Source organism: Nitrosovibrio tenuis (assembly GCF_900109785.1).
GTDB classification, from domain to species: domain Bacteria; phylum Pseudomonadota; class Gammaproteobacteria; order Burkholderiales; family Nitrosomonadaceae; genus Nitrosospira; species Nitrosospira tenuis_A.
This window is the reverse complement of record NZ_FOBH01000001.1, coordinates 179,407-202,926: the sequence shown is the minus strand read 5'-3', so window position 1 is coordinate 202,926 and position 23,520 is coordinate 179,407. Positions and strand designations below refer to the sequence as shown.

Sequence of the window (23,520 nt, the reverse complement as noted above, 5' to 3'; positions counted from 1 at the left end):
ATAAAAGAAAGGCAGACTTTCTTGCCGAGGCCGGCGTTTAATTATGGGCGCTCTTCCGCTATGTTCAGGCTTGCCGCAGCATTTCGGACGACATCCGCTATTTTTTCCGCCCAGTGTTTCACCTTCTGCGTGGATTCCCCCTCCACCATTACGCGTACCAGGGGTTCAGTGCCCGATGCGCGCAACAGCACGCGGCCACTGCCGTTCAGGTCGCGTTCGGCTTCGGCCTGTATGGTTTTGATGGCACTGCTGATGCGGGAATCGAAGCCTTTCGGAACTTTGACGTTGATGAGTTGCTGCGGGTAAAGCGTAACATCCCGAGCAAGCTCGGCCAGCGTCCTGGCGGAATCGCGTAGGGCATACAGTACCTGCAGGGCAGAGATGATGCCATCTCCTGTAGTATGCTTATCGGTACAGATAATATGGCCAGAGCCCTCCCCGCCCAGTTGCCAGCTATTTTTTTGCAACAGTTCCAGTACGTAACGATCGCCGACGCTCGCGCGGGCAAACGGAACGTCCAGCCTCTTCAGGCCATTCTCAACCGCGAGATTGGTCATTAATGTACCCACCACCCCGCCTTTGAGCAGATCGTTCCGCTTGCGATGCGCAGCAATGATATAGATCAGCCGGTCGCCATCGTATAGCACGCCGTTATTATCAGCCATGACCACGCGATCACCATCGCCATCCAGCGCAATGCCGATATCAGCGTTATGTTGCCGTACGGCGGTCTCAAGCGCGGCGCTATGGGTCGCGCCACATTCGTGGTTGATATTCAGGCCATCGGGTTGCGCTCCAATAGTAACAACATCCGCGCCCAGCTCATGAAGCACGTGCCCCGCTATTTGATATGCCGCCCCATGCGCACAGTCAACCACGATGCGTAACCCGCGCAGATCGAGATGATTGGGAAAGGTGCTCTTGCAAAATTCAATATAGCGCCCTCGTGCATCGCTGACTCGCCGCGCTTTGCCGAGTTGCGCCGATGGCATCGATTTGATGGGCGCATTTAATCCGGCCTCTATCTCATGCTCAACTGCATCGGGAAGTTTTGTACCTGCCGCGGAAAAAAATTTGATACCGTTATCTTCAAATGGATTATGGGAAGCAGAAATGACAATGCCCGCCTGCAGCCTCAAGGCGCGGGTAAGGTACGCCACCGCAGGGGTAGGGGTCGGTCCGGATAGCAGTACGTCCACCCCAGCCGCAGATAATCCCGCCTGTAAGGCCGATTCCAGCATATATCCGGAAATTCGGGTATCTTTACCGATCAGTACCGCCGGACGCTCACCCTTGGATAGATGCCAGTCCGAGGAAGCCAAGACTTTACCGGCCGAATAGCCGAGGTGCATGACGAACTCCGGTGTGATCGGCATTTCCCCCACGCGGCCGCGAATCCCGTCAGTGCCAAAGTATTTTCTATTCATTTTAACGTCCGTAAATGGTTAGAAACAGTGGTTCCGCTTGATTTACAAGTATTTAGCTCCTGCGTAAATTTAGCTCCTGCGCAATGGTACATACCCAGTACAAATCAGGTACAAATGCCATGCCAGCGGATGCCAATCCGATGGCGTGCAAGCACGCCATCCTTTGCCTTGGGCTGGCTTCCCGGTCAAGCCCGGAGCGACGAAGTCCGCAATTTATCCTGGACGGATAAAATGAACCGGCAGCCACAATCGCAACAAGACCTGCAATTGACAGATAGTCAGATTGGCGCCGAGGTGGCAAATTTAAGGAGATCAGGAATTCTTAGCTCTGCACGGCATTATAAACTGCTAGCGCATCCCTGGTTGCTTTTACGTCGTGTACGCGAAGGATTCCAGCGCCTTTGGCTGCCGCCAGTATTGCGGCGGCAACGCTGGCATGAATCCGATCATCCACGTCGCTACCCGTAATTTTCCCTAGCATGGATTTGCGCGATAGCCCGACCATTAACCCGACATTCAGTTCTAAAAACTGGTCGAGATGACGCAGCAGTTGAATATTATGTTCCAGTGTCTTTCCGAAACCAAAACCAGGATCGACCATCAACTGTTCGCGCGAAATTCCGACAGCAAGCGCTGCATCCACACGCTGCCGCAAAAATTCCCTAACTTCCGACACTACATCATTGTAATGCGGCTGGGCCTGCATGCTGCGGGGCTCGCCCTGCATATGCATAAGGCACGCTGCCACACCACCCGCCGCAACCGCCTCAAGCGCGCCCTTCGCCCTTAGTGCATTGACATCGTTGATCATAGCGGCACCAGCGCCTATCGCAGCACGCATCACCTGCGGCTTGGAGGTATCAATGGAGACGAATACGTTTCTATCCGCCAGTGCCTCCACTACGGGCATGATGCGACGCAATTCCTCTTCCACCGTTACCGGATGACTGCCGGGGCGGGTCGATTCACCACCGACATCCACCAGATCAGCTCCCTGTTCGATGAGGCAAGTGGCGTGACGGAGCGCGTCCTCCGGTGAAACACATAGTCCACCGTCGGAAAAGGAATCTGGTGTTACATTGACGATCCCCATGATGAGAACGCGGCCAGGGGGAAAACTGTTAAGCCGCTGCATCAGAGACATGGAAGGGAACAGACGAGGCTGGATCAGGCAGGGGATGAATAATGAATAAAGTGGGGCGAGCCCCACCTTATTCAGGTTTACTTAATTTCGAAAGCTTGCGAGCGCTCCCCTTACACTTCCTGAGCCGGTGTGGCCGTGGCCGCCGGCGCTCCGGGAGGCGTGTTGTCCTTCGGAGGCGGGGGGCTTACCTTGTTAGGCTTGGGCGGCCGTGGGGCACGGCCTTCCATAATATCGCCGATTTGGTCAGAGTCTATGGTTTCCCACTCCAGCAAGGCTCTAGCCATGACTTCGATTTTGTCACGGTTTTCCTCGATCAGCTTACGCGCCAAGCCGTACTGTGCATCGATAATACGACGAATTTCTATATCCACCGTTTGCATGGTGGCTTCGCTTACGTTCTTGTGCGTCGTGACAGAGCGGCCGAGGAAAACCTCTCCCTCATTCTCTCCATAAACCATCGGACCGAGGGTGTCAGACATACCCCATTGCGTAACCATGCGTCTGGCCATCTCCGTCGCACGCTCGAAATCGTTCGAGGCGCCGGTCGTCATCTGGCCCATGAAAACTTCCTCGGCAATACGACCGCCAAACAGAACCGCTATACTCTGCAGAATTTCTTCGCGATCCATGCTGAACCGGTCTTCCGTGGGTAATTGCATCGTTACGCCCAGCGCGCGTCCACGCGGAATGATGGAGACTTTATGTACAGGGTCGGTTTTGGGCAACAGTTGCGCAACCACCGCATGTCCCGATTCATGATAAGCAGTGTTGCGCCGTTCGCGCTCGGGCATCACGACGGAACGACGCTCCGCACCCATGAAAATCTTATCCTTGGCGCGCTCGAAGTCATCCATATCCACAAGCCGTTTGTTGCTGCGTGCCGCAAACAGCGCTGCCTCGTTCACCAGATTAGCAAGATCGGCGCCTGACATCCCGGGCGTACCTCGCGCGATAATTTCAGCATGCACGTCGGGCGCGATCGGTACCTTGCGCATATGAACGTGGAGTATTTGCTCCCGGCCACGGATATCGGGTAGCGGGACCGTTACCTGCCGATCGAAACGGCCGGGCCGCAGCAGTGCCGGGTCAAGTACGTCAGGCCGGTTGGTGGCCGCGATGACGATCACCCCAGCAGTTCCTTCAAAACCATCCATCTCCACGAGCAACTGATTCAACGTCTGTTCGCGCTCATCGTTGCCGCCACCGAGACCTGCACCGCGCTGGCGGCCAACCGCATCGATTTCGTCAATGAAAATAATGCAGGGCGCATGTTTCTTGGCTTGCTCAAACATATCGCGCACGCGCGCCGCTCCCACACCCACGAACATTTCCACGAAATCCGAACCGGAAATACTGAAAAACGGAACCTTGGCTTCACCGGCAATGGCGCGAGCCAAAAGAGTTTTACCGGTGCCGGGATTGCCAACCATCAATACGCCACGTGGGATACGCCCCCCCAGCTTCTGAAATTTACTCGGATCGCGCAGGAATTCGACCAACTCGGAAACCTCTTCTTTGGCTTCCTCGCAACCCGCCACATCAGCAAAAGTCACCTGATTGGTAGATTCATCAAGCATCCGCGCCTTGCTCTTGCCGAACGAGAACGCGCCACCACCCCGGCCACCCCCCTGCATTTGGCGCATAAAGAAAATCCATACACCGATCAGCAGCAGCATCGGGAACCAGGAAACGAAAATATTCATTAGCAACGAAGGTTCTTCTTCAGGTTTGGCATCTATGATGACGCCTGCCTTAAGCAGATCGCTCACCATCCACGGGTCTGAAGGCGTGTAAGTGGTGAAACGCCGACCGTCCGACTTGGTGCCCTTGATCGTCCGTCCTTCGATGGTTACTTTGGCGATCCTGCCCTGCTTCACCTCTTCGATGAACTGCGAATATTCCATTGGGGCTTGAGCCGATTGCCGTGTGCTGAACTGGTTGAAAACCGTCATGAGCACTAAAGCAATCACCAGCCAGATGGCCATGTTTTTGATGAGATTGTTCAAGATAGCTCCTTGGCTTGCGCCATCAAAATTCTTGAGTGTTTCATTCTAAACCCATTTCTGGATTTATAATAGCAATAGCGCGCATACCCGTGCTTTTCTAAGTGCTTCAAGTATGACAAAACATGAGTCACTGCCGTTTCCCCATCCCCAGCAAATATATTTCGCTGCTGCGGCCTCGAGATGCCTCAGGTTTACGTGTTATCACCCGACTGAATGAAGCACGCATCGTTCGTAAAAATCCCTCGAAACCGGTACCTTGAAAGACTTTGACGAGAAAATTTCCGCCAGAGTTCAATTGGTCGGCAGAGAATTCAAGTGCAAGCTCGGCCAGATGCATGCCCCGCGCCTGATCAACGACACTTATGCCGCTTATATTAGGTGCCATGTCAGAAATTACAAGGTCAAGCGTACTTTTTCCCAGATTCTTTTTCAGTTCTGCCAAAACCAGCGTGTCCCGGAAATCGCCCTGAATGAACGTAACCCCTGGCAGGGCCGCCATTTCCAGCAGATCCAGCGCGATCACTCTGCCCCTTCCGCCCAGCTTTTCCGCCGCCACCTGTGACCACCCGCCGGGCGCGGCGCCAAGGTCCACGACAGTCATGCCAGGCGCAAACAGGTCGTCACGCTCGGCAATTTCCATGAGCTTGTAGGCCGCACGTGAACGGTAACCTTCCTTTTTCGCCTGCTTGACAAAAAAGTCATTCACATGCTCTTTCATCCAGGCTTTGCTGGTCTTGGCGCGCTTCATTGCGTAAAATAATATTTTGAGAAAAATCTTATGCTAGCACTTACATCGATTGTTAGACGAAATCTCAGAGTACTTGCCCATAGCATCAGGCCGGTTGTCTGGATAGGTACGGCAGGCTTGTCCGAAAGCGTTATGAATGAACTGGATCAGGCACTCAAAAGCCATGAGCTGATCAAAATCCGGGTAGCCGATTGTAATTGGGAAGCAAGAGACGCGATGCTGGCGGAGATATGTCAAAAGCTTGGAGCGAGTCCGGTGCGACATATTGGGAGGATATTGGTGGTTTACCGTCCGAAAGAAGATGAAATAAGCGGAGAAACGACGGATAAGGCAAAAAAAGACAAGGCAAAAAGGACGAGGTAAAAAGGACAGGTAAAAATGCTCGTGCCCGGCCTTGCTCCACCGCATCTGAAAAAAATCACGCCGGAGTAATTGAAAGCAATAATTCAGGCCATACGCCAGGCCGTACCCGCATCATGTTGGGAACCCCATTAGCGCTTAGCAGCCACTGAGGAGCACCCGCTGAGCCGGCGGCCACTTTGGAAATCAGGCTTACAACCTCTGCGATGCGGTGTTCAGCGATTTATTCGTTGATTAATCTGCTCAGGCTAAACGTATTTCACGTCCAGAATTTCATACTCCCTCACGCCTCCCGGCGCCAGGACTTCCGCGACGTCTCCGGGGTACTTGCCTATCAGGGCTCGCGAAATTGGCGAACTGATGGAAATTTTTCCCTCCTTGATATCCGCTTCATCATCACCCACGATTTGGTAGGTTACGATCGTCGCGCTACTCATATCTTCCAGATCGATGGTGGCGCCAAACACGCACGCGCCATCGGCGTCCAGCAATGCCGGATCGATGATCTGAGCATTGGAAAGCTTGCTCTCCAATTCGGCAATACGTCCCTCTATAAAACCCTGCCTGTCCTTGGCGGCTTCGTATTCGGCATTTTCCGAAAGATCGCCGTGAGCACGGGCTTCTGCGATCGCTGCGATTACCCCCGGCCGCTGCACGGTTTTCAGTTCATGCAATTCGGCGCGGAGTTTTTCCGCGCCGACTACTGTCAATGGAATTGTGCCCATGATTCTTTTACTGCCATCTATTTATAGTTGATCTTGTCAGTCGGTTATTCCTGAAGTAACGACTCGACATGTGCCTCGGCCGTTATCGATCCATGGAGTTCCTGCAGGCTGTACGCATGCAATTCCCGCATGCTCGCCATCCCGATACAGGCAGCGCGAGCGCCCGCAAGCGTAGTGTAATACGTTACGCGTGCCTGCAACACAGCATGCCGAATGGAATATGAATCGTGCACCGCACTCCTCTTATCTTCCACGGTGTTGATGATCAAATCCATCTCGCCATTCTTGATCATATCCACGATATGAGGACGCCCTTCGGCCACCTTGTTCACCGGAGTCACCGTCAAACCTGCCGCGCTCAACACGGCCGCGGTTCCTCGAGTAGCATAAAGCGTGAACCCCAGTTGCGCAAGATTGCATGCGATCTCCACCACCCGCGGCTTATCCGATTGGCGCACGCTTATAAAAACCTTTCCTCCCTGGGGAAGCTTCACGCCGGCGCCCAGCTGTGATTTGACGAATGCCTCCGCAAAAGTTTGCCCCACTCCCATCACTTCGCCCGTGGATTTCATTTCAGGCCCAAGTATAGTATCCACCCCGGGAAATTTAATAAACGGGAAGACAGCCTCTTTGACTGAATAATAGGAAGGGATCACTTCTTCGACTACCCCCTGGCGGGCGAGCGACATTCCCGTCATGCAGCGCGCCGAAATTTTCGCCAGCTGCAATCCCGTGGCCTTGGACACGAAAGGCACGGTGCGTGAAGCCCTGGGATTGACTTCCAGCACGTAGACGGTGTCGCCCTGAATGGCAAACTGCACATTCATCAATCCCACCACATTGAGTGCTCGCGCCATTGCCGAGGTCTGCCGGCGCAACTCATCCTGAAGCGGCGCGGAGAGACTGAAGGGCGGCAATGAACAGGCCGAATCACCCGAGTGCACACCGGCCTGCTCGATATGTTCCATAATACCGCCGATGAAGACGCGTTCGCCATCGCAAATCGCATCCACATCCACTTCGACCGCATCGTTGACAAAACGGTCCAACAGCACGGGAGCATCGTAGGAAACCTTGACCGCCTCGTGCATATATCGTTCGAGTTGCGCCTGCTCATGTATGATTTCCATGGCACGCCCTCCCAGAACGTAGCTGGGGCGCACGACGAGTGGATAACCAATTTCCCTCGCGGCGGCGAGCGCCGCTTCAGCGTTGCGAGCGGTGCGATTTGGCGGCTGCTTCAGTCCGAGCTGGTGTAGCTTTTTTTGAAAACGTTCGCGATCTTCTGCGCAATCAATCATATCGGGACTGGTGCCAATAATGGGCACCCCGTTTGCCTCGAGATCGCGCGCGAGTTTCAGTGGAGTCTGTCCGCCGTATTGGACAATTACACCGGCCGGCCTCTCTACGGCGACGATCTCAAGCACATCCTCGAGTGTCAACGGTTCAAAATAAAGCCGGTCGGAAGTATCATAATCAGTCGAGACCGTTTCGGGATTGCAATTGACCATGATGGTTTCGAAGCCATCCTCGCGTAATGCCAGCGCTGCATGAACACAGCAGTAATCAAATTCGATGCCTTGCCCGATGCGGTTAGGCCCGCCACCCAGCACCATGATCTTCTTTTTTCCGCTGGGTAGCGCCTCGCACTCTTCCTCGTACGTGGAATACATGTAAGCGGTATGGGTGGCAAATTCTGCTGCGCACGTGTCTACCCGCTTGTATACCGGACGCAATCCAAGTTCGTGACGCCGGGCGCGGACCGCCGCCTGGGTCGTATTCATCAGTTTCGCCAGGCGCTGATCGGAAAAACCGCTGCGTTTCAGTTTACGGAACTCTTGTGTATCAAGCGTATTCAAACTCTTTCCACTGATGGATTGCTCCAGTTTAACCAAATCTTCGATCTGCGCAAGGAACCAGGGATCGATATGGGTGTGTTCCTGAATTTCATTAAATGCCATGCCCCGGCGGAACGCGTCAGCAACATACCAGATGCGCTCCGGTCCAGGATCACCCAGTTCCGCGGCAATCGTTTCGAGATCCGCGGTTTTTTCATCCAGGCCATCTGCCCCTATTTCCAAACCCCGCAGGGCTTTTTGCAGGGATTCTTGAAATGTACGTCCGATCGCCATCACCTCGCCGACCGACTTCATCTGTGTGGTAAGACGATCGTTGGCCTGGGGAAATTTCTCAAATGCAAAACGGGGTACTTTGGTGACGACATAATCTATTGCCGGCTCGAATGAAGCGGGCATGGCCCCGCCAGTAATGTCATTCCTGAGCTCATCCAGGGTATAACCCACCGCGAGCTTGGCCGCCACCTTGGCAATGGGAAACCCGGTCGCTTTTGATGCCAGGGCGGAGGAACGGGATACGCGGGGATTCATTTCAATGACCAGCATGCGTCCATCCCGGGGATTAATGGCAAACTGAACGTTGGATCCGCCCGTTTCAACGCCAATTTCACGCAATACGGCGACCGATGCGCCGCGCATGATCTGATATTCCTTGTCGGTCAACGTTTGTGCCGGCGCGACGGTAATTGAATCGCCGGTATGTACACCCATAGGATCCAGGTTTTCAATCGCGCAGACGATAATGCAATTATCCTTCCTGTCGCGTATGACCTCCATCTCGAATTCTTTCCATCCGATGACCGATTCCTCAATCAGTAATTCCTTGGTGGGCGACGCCTCCAGTCCACGCTCGCAAATATTGAGAAATTCCTCGCGATTGTATGCAATTCCGCCGCCACTCCCGCCCAGAGTAAACGATGGCCGGATAATAGCGGGATAGCCCACCATGGCCTGTACCTGGAGCGCTTCTTCCACGCTATGAGCAATGGCGGAGCGCGCCGAACTCAATCCGATACGGCTCATTGCCTGCTTGAATTTTTCCCGATCTTCGGCCTTGTCGATGGCCTCTCGGGAAGCACCGATCAACTCCACATCGTATTTACTCAGTACGCCATTCTTTGCCAGATCAAGGGCGCAATTCAAAGCCGTCTGCCCGCCCATCGTGGGCAACAGCGCTTCGGGCCGCTCAACCGCAATGATTTTTGCCACCATGGGCCAGATAATCGGCTCGATATACGTTACATCGGCCATTTCCGGATCGGTCATAATGGTCGCGGGATTGGAATTCACCAGTACGACGCGATACCCTTCCTCACGCAGCGCCTTGCACGCCTGCGCGCCCGAATAATCGAACTCGCACGCCTGGCCTATGACGATAGGCCCTGCGCCAAGGATGAGGATAGTTTTTATATCGTGACGTTTAGGCATGAATGCAGTCGAATTCAGAATATAAAGCGGGAAACCTACTCCACCTATATCTCAGTTCTTTGTCCCTCGTTTCTCCATCGACATAACGAATTTGTCGAATAGATAATCCAGATCGTGGGGACCCGGACTTGCCTCGGGGTGTCCCTGAAAACAGAATGCGCGCTGGCCGGAAAGTTCGAATCCTTGCAAACTACCGTCAAATAATGACAGATGCGTAACCCTCGCATTTTTTGGCAAGGAATCGATATCCACGGCAAAGCCGTGGTTCTGACTGGTAATCAGCACCCTTCCGCTATCCACATCCTGCACCGGGTGATTTGCCCCGTGATGACCGAATTTCATCTTGATGGTTCTGCCGCCGATTGCCAGCCCCAGCAATTGATGCCCCATGCAAACACCGAAGATAGGTACCTCTTGTTCGAGCAATCGTCGAGTGGTGGTGATGGCATAGTCACAAGGCTCGGGGTCGCCGGGTCCATTGGAAAGAAACACCCCATCGGGGTTCAATGCCAGAATCTCGTCAGCGCTCGTCTGTGCAGGAAAGACTGTGACCCGGCAGTTGCGCTGCGCCAATTTGCGAAGTATGTTGCGTTTGATCCCAAAATCCAGTGCAACGACATGAAACAAAGGATCTCTCTGAGCTTGATCGTTCTGCACCAGGGACCATTCACCTTCGTTCCATTCATAAGGCTGGGTACAGCTCACCACTTTAGCCAGATCCATTCCGACCAGTCCCGGGAATTCTCTGGCCCGTCTCAGCGCCCCGGTTTCATCGATAAAACCTGCCATGATGCAGCCGGCCTGGGCCCCCTTTTCTCTCAAAATACGCGTGAGCTTGCGAGTGTCTATATCTGCGATCGCTACAACACCCTCTCTATCAAGGTATTCCGTTAATGTCCGGGTCTGCCTCCAACTGCTGGAAAGCACAGGTAGATCACGGATCACCAACCCGGCGGCATAAACCCGGTCAAGATTGCCGGATTCGACATCCTCCATGTTAGTGCCGGTATTGCCGATATGCGGATAAGTGAAAGTGATGATCTGCCGGCAATAGGATGGATCGGTGATGATTTCCTGGTAACCGGTCATTGAAGTATTGAACACTACCTCGCCCGTACTGATGCCTTCCATGCCGATGGATGAGCCACGAAAAATTGTGCCGTCAGCGAGCGCGAGCACGGCATGCGGGCGTTGTGACACGGGGAAGACTCCTAAGGATACCGACAAGATATGGAAAACGGGACAAGTTACCCTGTCCCGTTTTCATGAATAGGGAATTATACGTCTAAACCGGGGATGCTTCAATGAACCCCAAACTCCGGCAGTACGGTGGAAGCTCAATTCTGCCGCCGGAATTATTCTCGAAGTCCCAGCACATCCTGCATATCGAACATTCCGCTGTGTTTGTCCGCAAGAAACCGGGCGGCGCGCAATGCGCCCTCAGCGAAGGTGGCACGGCTACTCGCCTTATGGGAAATTTCGATGCGCTCGCCCGTCCCTGCGAATATCACAGTGTGTTCGCCAACAATATCACCCCCACGAACCGTGGAAAAGCCTATGGTAGCGTCTGCGCGCTCGCCCGTATGACCCTCACGTCCATACACCGCGACCTCGGATAGATCTCTGCCGAGCGCCCCGGCTACAACTTCGCCCATGCGTAGCGCCGTGCCGGAAGGCGCATCGACCTTATGGCGATGATGGGCTTCGATGATTTCGATATCATAACCCTTGCTCAGGACCGTGGCAGCCAATTCCAGCAGCTTGAAAGTGACGTTTACTCCAACGCTCATATTGGGCGCCGATATGATCGGAATGTCCCTGGACGCCGCCTTCAGCTCGTCCTTCTGTTCCGCCGAAAAGCCCGTGGTGCCGATTACCATTTTCACACCCTCGGCGCGACAGATGGCAAGATGCGCCAGCGTCCCTTCCGGACGGGTAAAATCAATCAGTACGTCGCTTTGCGAAAGCGCGGAAACGACATCTTCGGTAATATGAATCCCGCATGGGGCGCCAATCAGTTCACCAGCGTCCTTTTGGAGGTAAGGGCTTCCGGCACGCTCCAAAGCGGCGGTTAATCGCATGTCCGGCGCCCGGGCAACAGCTTCCAGCAGAGCGCGACCCATACGCCCCGAGCTTCCCGCGATTGCGATATTCAGTACAGTCATTGATATTGTTCCAGCTTTGCAAGATAACTGAGATAACTGCTCGCCTGCTATGAGTAACTGCTATTCTTTTGGTTGATCCGCCTCTTCGTCGCCCAGGTCCGTTGCTGGCGACGGGACTTCCCTGGGACTCGACCTTTTCGGCCGAGATGGGCCTGAAGTATTGCCTGAAGTATTGCTGGAAGCCGAAATAGTGCTCGGGGCCGCGGCCGAGGCAGTACCGGCAACCGGAGCAGGACTTCCCTCCGGAGGAGGACTTCCCTCTTTGGGAAGGGGAACCATGGAAGCGGATTCGGCAGGCTCGGGCGGCATTGCTCCTGCCGGTCTCGATGGGTCGATATGCTGCATCGTAGGAGGCCGATTAAAGGCAACCGGCGAAAAACTCCCGCCGATCCGCACCAGTTTGTCATTCTCAAAAAAAACCGTCAGCTTCCGCTGCTCGACCAGCCTCCCTTCCTGCTCAAGGCGATACACATAATCCCAGCGGTTATCGTGGAACGCATCGCTGATCATGGGCGAACCCAGCGCAAAGCGTACCTGAGAACGAGTCATGCCCGGCTTTAGCTTGTCCACCATCTCCTGGGTAATGATATTACCCTGCTGGACTTCGATTTTATATGGCAAAGATGGAACAGAAGAACATCCGGAGAGCAGCAGCAAAGCAACCAGCGTAAGTATTCGCGCGCGCATCCCGGAACGTATGTTTCCAAAGCAAACCCAACGTTATATGATACAGCAAATCACTTACCGGATGGATATCGCTATGGGCACGCCAAACAATCTCAAAACTACGGGCTTGAAGGCCACTCTGCCGCGGCTCAGAATACTCAGCCTTTTCGAAAGCAGCTCCGTGCGGCATCTATCGGCGGAAGATGTTTACCGAACCTTGATTGGGGAAGGTGAGGACATCGGACTTGCCACCGTCTACCGGGTATTGACGCAGTTCGAACAGGCGGGACTGCTGGAGCGTCATCATTTTGAAGGCGGCAAGGCGGTGTTTGAGCTTGCAAGCGACGCTCACCATGACCACCTGGTGTGCCTGCAATGCGGCCGCGTGGAAGAATTCTATGATGCGGAAATCGAGAAGCGTCAAAACAAAATCGCTAAGGATCGCGGTTTTGCCATCCATGAACATTCACTGTCGCTCTACGTGGATTGCATAAAACCGGCCTGCCCCTACCGAAAAACGGAGGACAGGAGCGCCAAGGAAAAGAGCTAATACCCGGAGATTTCTTTTTGGGGAATGAGCGATGGTTCAGGCTGCCGATCCACCAGGCGGGTTGATCTCATCTATTATATTGAGTGCAGAACTCTCCAATTCCGCCGCCGCTGAAAGGAGTTCCGCTGAGCTCGATATTCGGACTGCATAAAGGGCCCTGTAAGAGGCCTGTAGGGGACCCGAGCAGAACAATCGATGAAGCTACGGAAGCGTTCGATAGCTCGGTTCGATAGCTCACTATGAGGATACCTGCAAACCCCTCTCGAGCGTACCGGTGTTCCCGTCCGCCACCTACCGCCAAGGAAATGAACCGTTTTTGCAGCGATCGATTTATAATGGTCGATTACAGTAGCAATCGGTGAATTTGCGGAATTCCAGCTTGACCAATTATTGTCCAGCTATTACTGTTCAGTGTTCCCTTCAGCATTTTGCCGACGCTCAATATCAGGATTGAAGAAAGCATGACTATGGAATTAACAGGCGCGGAAATCACAGTACGCTGCTTGCAGAAAGAAGGGGTGGACTATATTTTTGGTTATCCCGGCGGTGCGGTGCTGTTCCTTTATGACGAACTGTTCAAACAGGATAAGGTCAGGCATGTTCTGGTACGGCACGAGCAAGCAGCGCTACATGCGGCTGATGGTTACGCCCGTTCAAGTAACAAAGTGGGTGTAGCGCTGGTGACCTCGGGGCCCGGTGTGACCAACGCGGTAACCGGAATCGCCACTGCTTATATGGATTCGATTCCGCTGGTGGTGATCAGTGGACAGGTGCCTACGCACGCCATTGGCCTGGATGCGTTTCAGGAGGTGGATACGGTGGGTATCACCCGCCCCTGTGTTAAGCATAACTTCCTGGTGAAAAACGTGGCTGAACTGGCCAATACTATCAAGAAAGCGTTTTATATTGCCTCGACGGGACGCCCCGGCCCGGTTCTGGTGGATATTCCCAAGGACGTAAGCCAGCAGAAAGCGCCTTTTGCATATCCCGAAAGTGTCACGATGCGCTCCTATAACCCCATCTCGAAGGGACACGCCGGGCAAATCAAAAAGGCGGTGCAACTGATACTGGAAGCCAAGCGTCCGATGATTTATACAGGCGGTGGTGTCATCCTGAGTGATGCCGCGGCGCAGCTGACAGAACTGGTACGGACGCTGGGTTTTCCCTGTACCAATACCTTGATGGGGCTGGGTGGCTATCCCGCAACCGACAGGCAATTTGTCGGAATGCTGGGAATGCACGGAACGTACGAAGCCAATATGGCAATGCAGCACTGCGACGTGCTTGTGGCTGTCGGCGCCCGTTTCGATGATCGTGTTATTGGCAATCCCAAGCATTTTTATAATGAAGACCGCAAGATTATTCACATAGACATCGACCCCTCGTCTATTTCGAAGCGCGTGAAAGTGGACGTACCCATAGTTGGCAGTGTTTCCGATGTATTAGGCGAACTTCTTAAACAGCTTAAAGCCCGGAAGGAAAAACCTGATCAGGCCGTTCTGGACGCATGGTGGACGCAAATTGATCTGTGGCGTGCGCGCGATTGCCTCAAATACGATCGGACCAGCTCAATCATTAAACCGCAAGGGGTGATCGAGAAGCTCTACGAGGTAACTGAAGGTAATGCTTTCGTTACGTCGGACGTCGGCCAGCACCAAATGTGGGCGGCGCAGTTCTACAAGTTTGATGCGCCGCGGCGATGGATCAATTCGGGCGGCTTGGGCACCATGGGGTTCGGGCTCCCTGCGGCGATGGGTGTTCAGTTCGCTAACCGCGAGAATACGGTAGCCTGTGTAACGGGTGAAGCCAGCATCCAGATGTGCATCCAGGAACTGTCCACCTGCAAGCAATATCACCTGCCAATCAAGATTATCAATTTGAACAATCGCTACATGGGAATGGTCCGGCAATGGCAGGAATTCTTCCATGGCAATCGGTATGCTGAGTCCTATATGGATGCGCTGCCTGATTTCGTTAAGCTCGCGGAAAGCTATGGTCATGTTGGCATGAGAATAGAACAGCCCGGAGATGTAGAAGGCGCCCTGAGAGAAGCCTTTAAACTCAAAGACCGGCTGGTATTCATGGACTTTATTACGGATCAGACCGAGAACGTTTTCCCCATGGTTCCCGGCGGGAAAGGTCTTTCAGAAATGATTCTGGTATAAAAAATGCGCCACATCATTTCGCTGCTGATGGAAAACGAAGCGGGAGCATTATCCCGCGTAGCCGGCCTGTTCTCGTCGCGCGGCTATAACATCGAGTCACTGACCGTAGCTGCCACCGAGGACCCCACCCTGTCCCGTATGACGCTGGTTACCGCGGGCTCTGACGATGTGATTGAGCAGATCACCAAGCAACTGAATAAATTGATAGAAGTGGTCAAAGTGGTTGATCTCAGCGAAGGCAATCATATTGAGCGCGAACTGATGCTGATGAAAGTCCGCGCCATCGGCAAGGACCGCGAAGAGATCAAGCGTTTAGCTGATATTTTTCGCGGGCGCATTATCGATGTCACCGATAAATCCTACACCATTGAACTTACCGGTACCGGATCCAAGCTCGATGCATTTATTGAGGCCATGGAACACAGCGCGATTCTGGAGACCGTGCGTACCGGCGCCTCCGGTATTGGTCGCGGCGAACGGATACTAAAGGTATAACGGCTGTCCGTCCGGTAAGCAGCGGCGTTATGGGCCAGCCAGCACAGCTATTTTCTACATTGAGCAAAAAGGAAACTATGAACGTTTTTTATGATAAGGATGCCGATTTGTCCCTCATCAAGGACAAAAAGGTCGCCATCGTGGGTTATGGCTCTCAGGGCCATGCCCACGCCAACAACCTGAGGGACTCGGGCGTATCGGTCACTGTCGGCCTGCGCAAAGAGGGCGCTTCCTGGAGTAAGGCGGAAAAGGCCGGCCTTTCTGTCAAGGAAGTGGCGGAAGCTGTAAAAGGAGCGGATGTCGTAATGGTACTGCTACCCGACGAGCAGATTGCGGCCGTTTATGCAGCCGAAATTGAGCCTAACCTCAAACAGGGCGCCACACTTGCGTTTGCCCATGGGTTTAATATTCACTATGGCCAAGTCGCGCCGAGAGAGGATCTTGACGTCATCATGATCGCGCCCAAGGGACCCGGCCATTTGGTTCGGTCAACCTACGTACAGGGCGGCGGCGTGCCTTCGCTCATAGCCGTGCATCAGAATAAGTCCGGCAGGGCGCGTGATCTTGCGCTGTCGTATGCCGCCGCCAATGGCGGTACTCGCGGTGGAGTCATTGAGACGAATTTTCGCGAGGAAACCGAAACTGATCTGTTTGGGGAGCAGGTAGTACTGTGCGGCGGCCTGACTGCTTTGATCCAGGCCGGTTTTGAAACTCTGGTAGAGGCTGGGTACGCGCCGGAAATGGCCTACTTTGAATGTTTGCACGAAGTGAAATTGATCGTGGACCTGATCTATGAGGGCGGCATCGCCAACATGCGCTATTCAATTTCCAATAACGCCGAGTATGGCGATATTTCACGGGGGCCCCGCATTGTTACCGATGCCACCCGTGCGGAAATGCGCAAGATTCTGCATGAGATTCAGATAGGCGAGTACGCCCGCGAGTTTATTCTTGAAAATCGCGCTGGGGCGCCCATGCTCAAAGCCAGCCGCCGGCTTGCCGCCGCTCATCAGATCGAAACTGTCGGGGCAAAACTGCGCGAAATGATGCCCTGGATCAGAAAGAATAAGCTCGTTGATCAAGCTAAAAATTAGGGCGCGGCATGGTCGGCGCATGAGTTGCGAAGCATTTTGATCCTCAATGGGGTCCTTTCCAAGGAAGCACCCTCTGCTGTTTACCGGTAACCGGAACCTAAGTCCCACAGTTGGACTGGGTAGAGTGCGGTTTTAGGGAGCGAGGCAAAGGCGCAAACGACCCGGAACGGCGCGGTCGGGCATCCCCTTTTCTGCACAATTCCTCTTCGCGGAAACCTCTCGCATCGCTTTGCCCGCGTCTAATTCGAGGGGAGGGGTTGCGCAATCAGCCAATGTCATAAAAACGTGCAATCCGCCCTTAGCGAACTCACCATAAAATGTGAAGATCAGGTATCGCAAAAAATCCATGCGGATTGTGGTGAGAAACTGAAAAATGAGCGGTCAACTGCTGGATTTAGGTTTAACATGCATCGGTCTCCTTATGGATCGCAAGAATGATGCATGATCCCCATCCCCGCCTCGTGCTCAAGTCCAAGCTGCGCCGGCGCGGCATTTATCTGCTTCCCAACCTGTTCACCACAGCCGCCCTGTTCGCCGGATTTTACGCCATTGTGCAGGCAATGAATGGACGCTTTGAACATTCCGCGGTTTCTATTTTTATTGCGATGGTATTGGATGGACTCGATGGAAGAGTGGCGAGGCTGACTCATACCCAGAGCGAATTTGGCGCAGAGTACGATAGTCTGTCCGACATGGTTTCATTTGGTGCCGCCCCCGCTCTGGTCATCTATGAGTGGGCTTTGAAGGGCATGGGTAAATTAGGCTGGATTGCCGCGTTTATTTATTGTGTTTGCGCCGCGCTACGACTGGCGCGGTTCAATACGAACATAGAGAAGGTGGATAAGCGTTTTTTTCAGGGACTGCCCAGTCCAGCAGCGGCTGCGTTGGTTGCGGGACTCATTTGGATCATGCATGACTTCGAGATAAACGGGCATGATATCCGATGGCTCGCCTGGTGCGTCACGCTATTCGCCGGGCTGACGATGGTCAGCAATTTGCCCTATTACAGCGGCAAGGAAATCAATCTGCGCAAGAGCGTGCCTTTCATTACGGTTTTGCTGCTGGCATTGTTCTTTTTTGTGTTAATTCCAAGCCATCCGCCTGTCGTTCTGTTCTGCCTTTTTTTCGTCTATGCCTTTTCCGGCTATTTCCTGTGGTTGTGGCGGTTCGTCAAAAGGAAAAGGGCAGGCCATGTGCACCTATCCTCTCAACCCCAGCAACCTCCCAACCTTCATAACAGTCCTTGACACCCTTGAATCAGGATCCAGGAATCTCAAGGCATTCTTATTCCAGGATTATTAGAATGGGATCTCCGCTTTTCAAGCGATATATCGAAAAATTGGCTGTTAACAAATAGAATTGTCCGCTTTTGCCGGGTGTGGGAAGCCTGGTGTTTCGCGATTTTTTCCGATGATCGTCGCGGCGGACTTACGGCACGGTCTTGATTTCCGGTATTAGTAATTGCCCGCCGCTGTCATACTCGGCCAGCTTGCGCGGCCCGTGCAGGACTGCAAGATGGCCACTGATGCGGCGCAGCACTGAAACCTTGGCCTTGACATAGTGGCAGCGGTAGCGGTCTACCGGAATTTGTAATTTCATTCCGGTAAAGTTCACACAATTGTCGTTTCCGACTGTTCGCTCGAAGCGCTCGCACAGGATGTCATCAAGATCACCACCGATCCGGGACACGAAGGCATTGCCATCGAACCTTGTCAGTTGCATGAACTCGGCGTTGAAAATTGCCTGCCTCCAACCCCACCCATCCCCGACCCTTTCCCGTGAGGGCAACGGCTTTCCCCACTCCCCGTCGCCCCCAGGGGCTAGACGAGGAGAGTACGAGCGAGAGGATGTATTTTTAGCAGCCGATCTTTCCTTAAATCCTGTGCCAGACGAACCCACGACCTGCCCCGTATCGTTGATATCTCGGGCTACGCTGTAATACCGCCTAAAGTACCAAGGTCTCTCATACCCATCTCTTGGGACCGGTGATAAAGCATGTTTCCAGTGGGGAAAGACCGCCCTGCTTCTTCTCCAGAGCAGAAACCTGCGCTTCGGTCAGCACTTCTCCCCTCTCATACGGAGCTCTACAGCCGCCAACGCTTCTTGAATGATTCAGGTCGAGTCTCACAATTTAACCACTTTTATATGATATTACCGTCACAAGTGCTGTGGTAATGTGATTTCACCCTGGCCACGCTCTCGGGTGTGAGAATTACTTGTTTATGTTGGAAGGGAAAACTTGGAAGCTCATGGCCCTGCAACTCACCATCCATACGATTGACGTCGCGCAGAGAGAAAGTGCGCTCGTCGTTGCAGCAGACGTGGCAGCCGGGCGACACCGGACGATATTGATCGATGGCGGACTATTCGGGTATGCGGAGACAGTCCGCAACTTTATTGATCCCATCCTCAGAGGTTACGGTTACCCCCTCGATCGCGTTCTCGTCAGCCACTACGACAAGGACCACTCAGGGGGAGTCACAGGAGTCCTGCATGCGGACAACATGCGAGTCGTAAGCGAGGCCATCTCGAACGCGGTCGCAGATGCGGCGCAATGGGCCACAGCAGGCACTCGCCCCCAGCAAATCGCCTGCGGAGCTGTCGCGGCATCGGCAACGATCCTTGGGGCTTATGGCCCGAAGGCTGACCAAATCCTGACAATGTGTCAAGTTGTTTTTCCCCGAGCTGCCGGGAAGACAGACGACGAGGCCGCCGAGATTGGATTTACCTATGCCCTGGAGCATACCAACACGCTTCAGAGCTTTCCCATCCTCTTTCCCACCCCTCATGTCGGCGAAACTGAGAGAGGCAAAAATATCGCAAAAATATCCTCGATCGCTGCGGCGATTGCCATCGCGTCGGGAAACAATCCGGCTACTGCAGCCTTCGGCGCCACCTTCCTCCTGATTGCCAAAACACTTCCTAATCAGCCCCGGATGGATACCGGGGGCCGATACTGTAACGTCCATCTTATCGATATCGGGCAACCAATTTGGCCATCACAATCTGCCGAGATATACGCCGACGGGGCGACCGGGCAATGCATAACGAAAGCGAATCGGATGACAGTGGCTGGCGTAAACCGGACCCGGACGAGGCCGGCCCCAGGGGACGAGATTCTTTCGAATAGCGGGGCCGGTCCGACTCCCGCTCCCCCCCATTCTGCGGGGATATTCTGCAGGGCGATCAACTCCTGGGTTTGGCAAGGGATCGGCAATAACCCTGTTCAGACCGTGTGGAGGCGCAAGGCTGGAGGCCGAACATCCAAGCTTAAGTTGTAATAATTACCAATGGCAATTCCTTTCTTTATGCGGCTTGGACAAGGAATTGTTTACAAAAGAATCGGCTCCTCCTTACGTGCAACAGTGTAGGTAAATGGATTTTTTACCGAAGGTAGAAGAGGAAACATAGTATGAACCAAATAGTGCTTATTGCGTTACGCAGGCCTTACACCTTCGTGGTTCTTTCAATCCTGATCGTTATATTTGGAATCAGGGCGATACGGCACTCGCCAACAGACGTCTTTCCCACTATCAAGATTCCCGTGATCTCCGTAGTCTGGGCTTACGCCGGCATGTTGCCGCTGGATGTGTCCGGTCGTATCACTTTTTACTTCGAACGCTTCTTGACCTCGACGGTGGAAGGTATCGCGGATATCGTCAGCCAGGCGTACTATGGCATCAGCATCACGAATATTTTTCTTCAGCCCCACACCAACCTCCCTGGCGCAGAAGCAGAAGTTACAGCCATAGCCCAGACGATCGTCAAGCAGTTGCCCCCGGATATTTCCCCACCCATGATCATGCGCCTGGAAGCCTCTCAGGTAGCGGTAGCCAGCCTGCAGGTTACCTCGGACCAGATGACGCCGGCAGACCTCTATAATCTTTCTTATAACCAACTCAGGCCCCTGATTGTCGTGATCCCGGGAGCGATTGTTCCGCATCCTTACGGTGGAAAGCCCAAACAGCTTCTGGTATCCCTCGATCAGAACAAGATGCTGGCTCGCAATATATCGCCAACCGATGTCCATGCGGCTTTCGATCGACAGAATATGGTGCTGCCCGCGGGCGACATGAAGATCAAGCAGACCGACTGGATGGTCCAAACAAACGCGATGCCGCCGGAAATTCCGGAATTCAACGATATCCCGATAAAGCGGGAAGGAAATTCGTTCGTTTTTTTGCGTGACGTCGCCGATGTTCAGCTCGCGGGGCCACCGCAAACAAACTCCGTTATGGTGGACGGTAAACAGGCCGTCATTATTGTCGTCATGAAAAGCGGCGAGGCGTCGACCCTGGACGTGGTCGACGGCATCAGGGCAACCCTTCCGCGCATCAAGGAGATCGTGCCGCCCCATGTGGACGTTAAAATCATCACCGATGCGTCGGTCTTCGTGCGGGAATCCATCGACGAGGTGATGCATGAAATGCTGATCGCCGGCCTGCTTGTCGGTTTCATCGTCATGCTCATGCTCGGCTCGTGGCGGCCCATGATAGTCGTTACGACTTCCATTCCGTTGTGTATTTTAACCTCCCTCATCTGCCTGCACGCATTGGGCGAATCAATGAACGTCATGACCCTGGGGGGATTGGCGCTCGCGGTAGGGATTCTTGTCGACGACGCGACAGTGATGATCGAGAACATCGATACTCACCTGGAAATGGGCAAGGAACTCGATGAGGCAATCATCGATGCGGCAAACCAGATCGTTATTCCAACGCTGCTCGCGACATTATGCATATGCATTGTCTGGCTGCCGCTGTTCACGCTTTCCGGCGTATCGGGCTATCTGTTCAAGCCAATGGCGCTGGCGGTGATATTTGCCATGCTGGCGTCCTTCATCCTGTCGCGTACGCTCGTGCCGACCATGGCGAAATATCTTATCAAGCATCCTCATGCGGAAGAACACGAAAAGGAAGGCGGCCACGGCGAGGAAAAACCCCATGGGGAGGAACAGCCAGCGGGGCAGGCTCCCGGTTTCAAGGAGAAGTTAAAACATCATATAGGGGTTTTCTCCCGTTTTCAGCAGGGATTCGAAGCTCGCTTTCTTCGATTCTGCGGCTGGTATGGCACCCTGCTCGAACGAACAATTGAAGATCGCCGCCGGTTCGCGACGATCATGCTGGCTTTCGCGCTCGTCTCTCTAATTCTGTTCTACTTCAACGGCCGCGATTTTTTCCCCGAGGTCAGGTCCGGGACCATACAAATGCATATGCGGGGACCTCTTGGCACACGGATGGAATCCATAAACCGCATCGCCACTCTCGTTTCGAATGATATCCACCGAATGCTTCCCGGGCAGGTTGAAGGCATCGTCAGCAATTGCGGCTTACCCGTCGGGCCGCATAATCTGGCATTTATTCCGACGCCCACGATCGGAACGCAGGACTGCGACCTGACGATCACCCTGTTCAACGATAAATCAGCGGTGTGGGATATCCGGAAAATTCTCCATGACGGTCTGAAGGAGCGCTATCCGGGGAGCGAATTCACATTCCAGCCAGCCGATCTGATAGCGAAAATTCTGAATTTCGGTGCCCCTTCTCCGATTACTGTTCAGGTTAACGGGATGGATATATACGGAAACTACGAATACGCGCGCAAATTGCAAGCCAAGCTTCGTAAAATCCCCGGTTCCTCCGATGTGGTGATCCAGCAAACCATGCGCACGCCCACCATGTTTATTGAAGGCCAAAGGACATATGGACTCGGCGTTAACAGGAGCGAAGCGGATATCGCCCTGAATATGCTGATAACGACTAACGGAACCCAGCAGATCGACCAGAAATACTGGCTGGATCTGAAGACCGGCATGTCATACCAGATCAACATCTATCAGCCTCAACCTCAAGTCTCAAGCATCAATGAGTTGAACAGGATTCCTGTCAAGCCGATAGGAGATGCCGGCCTGGATCAGGATTATCAGCTCCTGGGCAATCTGACGAAGAAATCGCCGGTAGGCACGCCCGGCCTAGTCACCCACAGGGGCATCATGCCGTTGATTGAAGTGTATGTGTCTGCCGAAGGGCGGGGGCTTGGCGGCGTGCTGGAGGACGTCAAGAAAATCGTCGACGAGATGGACGAAGAAGTTCCCCGCGGCTCCGCAGTCCAAATCGCCGGCCAGGCCGCGAATATGGTCACCACCTATGGCGAACTGCTTGTCGGCCTCGTAGCGGCTGTGGTGCTGATCTATCTCATGCTTGTCATCAATTTTCAATCATGGCTGATACCCTTCATCATCATTACAGCCCTGCCCGGCGCTTTGGCAGGCATTGCCTGGGCCCTGTTTCTGACCCAGACGAATATTTCCGTTCCGGCCCTGACAGGCGCCATCATGGCCATGGGAACGGCCACGGCAAATTCCATACTTGTCGTGTCCTATGCGCTGGAGCGAATCGAACAGCATGGGGACCCGCTGCGAGCCGCCCTTGAGGCCGGCAAAGCCCGGATCCGTCCTGTTCTCATGACCGCAGCGGCCATGATCATGGGCATGCTTCCGATGGCCATGGGAGGATCCACCAACGCGCCGCTAGGCCGTGCAGTTATTGGCGGCTTGACGTTTGCAACGATATATACCCTGTTTTTTGTCCCCTGTGTGTATGCCATCATGTATTACGCACGACGCACTCCTGAAGACAAGGAAAGCGTTCCTGACGACAAGGAAATCGCTCCTCAACTTGGAAATTCCTGA

General features: G+C 53.8%; 18 protein-coding genes. 8 read left to right on the top strand and 10 right to left on the bottom strand.

What is annotated here, in order from left to right:
• Window positions 1–41 precede the first annotated feature (41 nt).
• The 4 genes from glmM to rlmE all read right to left on the bottom strand — a co-directional run bounded on the left by glmM (window position 42) and on the right by rlmE (window position 5,325).
• Window positions 42–1,427 carry a phosphoglucosamine mutase gene (gene glmM / locus BMX00_RS00880; protein ID WP_090825990.1) on the bottom strand — a complete coding sequence of 462 codons (1,386 nt, stop codon included), beginning with the start codon at window positions 1,425–1,427 and terminating at the stop codon, window positions 42–44.
• A gap of 322 nt (window positions 1,428–1,749) precedes the next feature.
• On the bottom strand, window positions 1,750–2,571 hold the full coding sequence (gene folP / locus BMX00_RS00875; protein ID WP_090826823.1) for a dihydropteroate synthase: 822 nt from the start codon (window positions 2,569–2,571) through the stop codon (window positions 1,750–1,752).
• Between the two features lie 110 nt (window positions 2,572–2,681).
• Entirely contained in the window at window positions 2,682–4,577 is a 1,896-nt protein-coding gene (gene ftsH / locus BMX00_RS00870) for an ATP-dependent zinc metalloprotease FtsH (protein ID WP_090825983.1), read from the bottom strand.
• Between the two features lie 127 nt (window positions 4,578–4,704).
• Entirely contained in the window at window positions 4,705–5,325 is a 621-nt protein-coding gene (rlmE, locus tag BMX00_RS00865) for a 23S rRNA (uridine(2552)-2'-O)-methyltransferase RlmE (protein WP_090825980.1), read from the bottom strand.
• Between the two features lie 30 nt (window positions 5,326–5,355).
• Between rlmE and BMX00_RS00860 the strand changes: the two genes are divergently transcribed.
• A complete protein-coding gene (locus BMX00_RS00860) occupies window positions 5,356–5,688 on the top strand; it encodes a YhbY family RNA-binding protein (protein ID WP_090825977.1) in 333 nt (110 codons plus the stop codon).
• Between the two features lie 245 nt (window positions 5,689–5,933).
• Here BMX00_RS00860 and greA read toward each other — a convergent pair whose 3' ends face one another.
• From greA to BMX00_RS00835, 5 genes are all read right to left on the bottom strand, one after another.
• Entirely contained in the window at window positions 5,934–6,410 is a 477-nt protein-coding gene (gene greA / locus BMX00_RS00855; RefSeq protein ID WP_090825974.1) for a transcription elongation factor GreA, read from the bottom strand.
• A 44-nt stretch (window positions 6,411–6,454) separates the two neighbouring features.
• Complete coding sequence (gene carB / locus BMX00_RS00850) at window positions 6,455–9,694, bottom strand: carbamoyl-phosphate synthase large subunit (RefSeq protein WP_090825971.1); 3,240 nt, start codon at window positions 9,692–9,694, stop codon at window positions 6,455–6,457.
• Between the two features lie 51 nt (window positions 9,695–9,745).
• Complete coding sequence (carA, locus tag BMX00_RS00845; RefSeq protein ID WP_090825968.1) at window positions 9,746–10,894, bottom strand: glutamine-hydrolyzing carbamoyl-phosphate synthase small subunit; 1,149 nt, start codon at window positions 10,892–10,894, stop codon at window positions 9,746–9,748.
• Between the two features lie 155 nt (window positions 10,895–11,049).
• The gene (gene dapB, locus BMX00_RS00840; RefSeq protein WP_090825965.1) at window positions 11,050–11,859 is read right to left on the bottom strand and encodes a 4-hydroxy-tetrahydrodipicolinate reductase; all 810 of its coding nucleotides are present in this window, start codon (window positions 11,857–11,859) and stop codon (window positions 11,050–11,052) included.
• A 60-nt stretch (window positions 11,860–11,919) separates the two neighbouring features.
• Complete coding sequence (locus BMX00_RS00835; RefSeq protein ID WP_090825962.1) at window positions 11,920–12,546, bottom strand: outer membrane protein assembly factor BamE; 627 nt, start codon at window positions 12,544–12,546, stop codon at window positions 11,920–11,922.
• 73 nt (window positions 12,547–12,619) lie between these two features.
• Here BMX00_RS00835 and fur point away from each other — a divergent pair, with 73 nt between their 5' ends.
• From fur to pssA, 5 genes are all read left to right on the top strand, one after another.
• Window positions 12,620–13,075, top strand: a complete 456-nt coding sequence (fur, locus tag BMX00_RS00830) for a ferric iron uptake transcriptional regulator (protein WP_090826821.1) — start codon at window positions 12,620–12,622, stop codon at window positions 13,073–13,075.
• A 461-nt stretch (window positions 13,076–13,536) separates the two neighbouring features.
• Window positions 13,537–15,240, top strand: coding sequence for an acetolactate synthase 3 catalytic subunit (locus BMX00_RS00825; RefSeq protein ID WP_090825958.1), 1,704 nt, complete (start codon window positions 13,537–13,539; stop codon window positions 15,238–15,240).
• Window positions 15,241–15,243: 3 nt separating this feature from the next.
• Window positions 15,244–15,735, top strand: coding sequence for an acetolactate synthase small subunit (ilvN, locus tag BMX00_RS00820; RefSeq protein ID WP_090825955.1), 492 nt, complete (start codon window positions 15,244–15,246; stop codon window positions 15,733–15,735).
• A gap of 77 nt (window positions 15,736–15,812) precedes the next feature.
• Complete coding sequence (ilvC, locus tag BMX00_RS00815) at window positions 15,813–16,829, top strand: ketol-acid reductoisomerase (protein WP_090826819.1); 1,017 nt, start codon at window positions 15,813–15,815, stop codon at window positions 16,827–16,829.
• A gap of 434 nt (window positions 16,830–17,263) precedes the next feature.
• Window positions 17,264–18,076: a CDP-diacylglycerol--serine O-phosphatidyltransferase gene (gene pssA, locus BMX00_RS00810; RefSeq protein WP_245727474.1), complete on the top strand. Its 813-nt coding sequence runs from the start codon at window positions 17,264–17,266 to the stop codon at window positions 18,074–18,076.
• A 181-nt stretch (window positions 18,077–18,257) separates the two neighbouring features.
• Here pssA and BMX00_RS00805 read toward each other — a convergent pair whose 3' ends face one another.
• Window positions 18,258–18,551, bottom strand: a complete 294-nt coding sequence (locus tag BMX00_RS00805; RefSeq protein WP_218141458.1) for a hypothetical protein — start codon at window positions 18,549–18,551, stop codon at window positions 18,258–18,260.
• A 527-nt stretch (window positions 18,552–19,078) separates the two neighbouring features.
• On the opposite strand from BMX00_RS00805, the gene BMX00_RS00800 reads away from it, so the two are divergent.
• Window positions 19,079–20,110: a ComEC/Rec2 family competence protein gene (locus BMX00_RS00800; RefSeq protein WP_090826816.1), complete on the top strand. Its 1,032-nt coding sequence runs from the start codon at window positions 19,079–19,081 to the stop codon at window positions 20,108–20,110.
• Between the two features lie 131 nt (window positions 20,111–20,241).
• Window positions 20,242–23,520, top strand: a complete 3,279-nt coding sequence (locus BMX00_RS00795; protein WP_090825949.1) for an efflux RND transporter permease subunit — start codon at window positions 20,242–20,244, stop codon at window positions 23,518–23,520.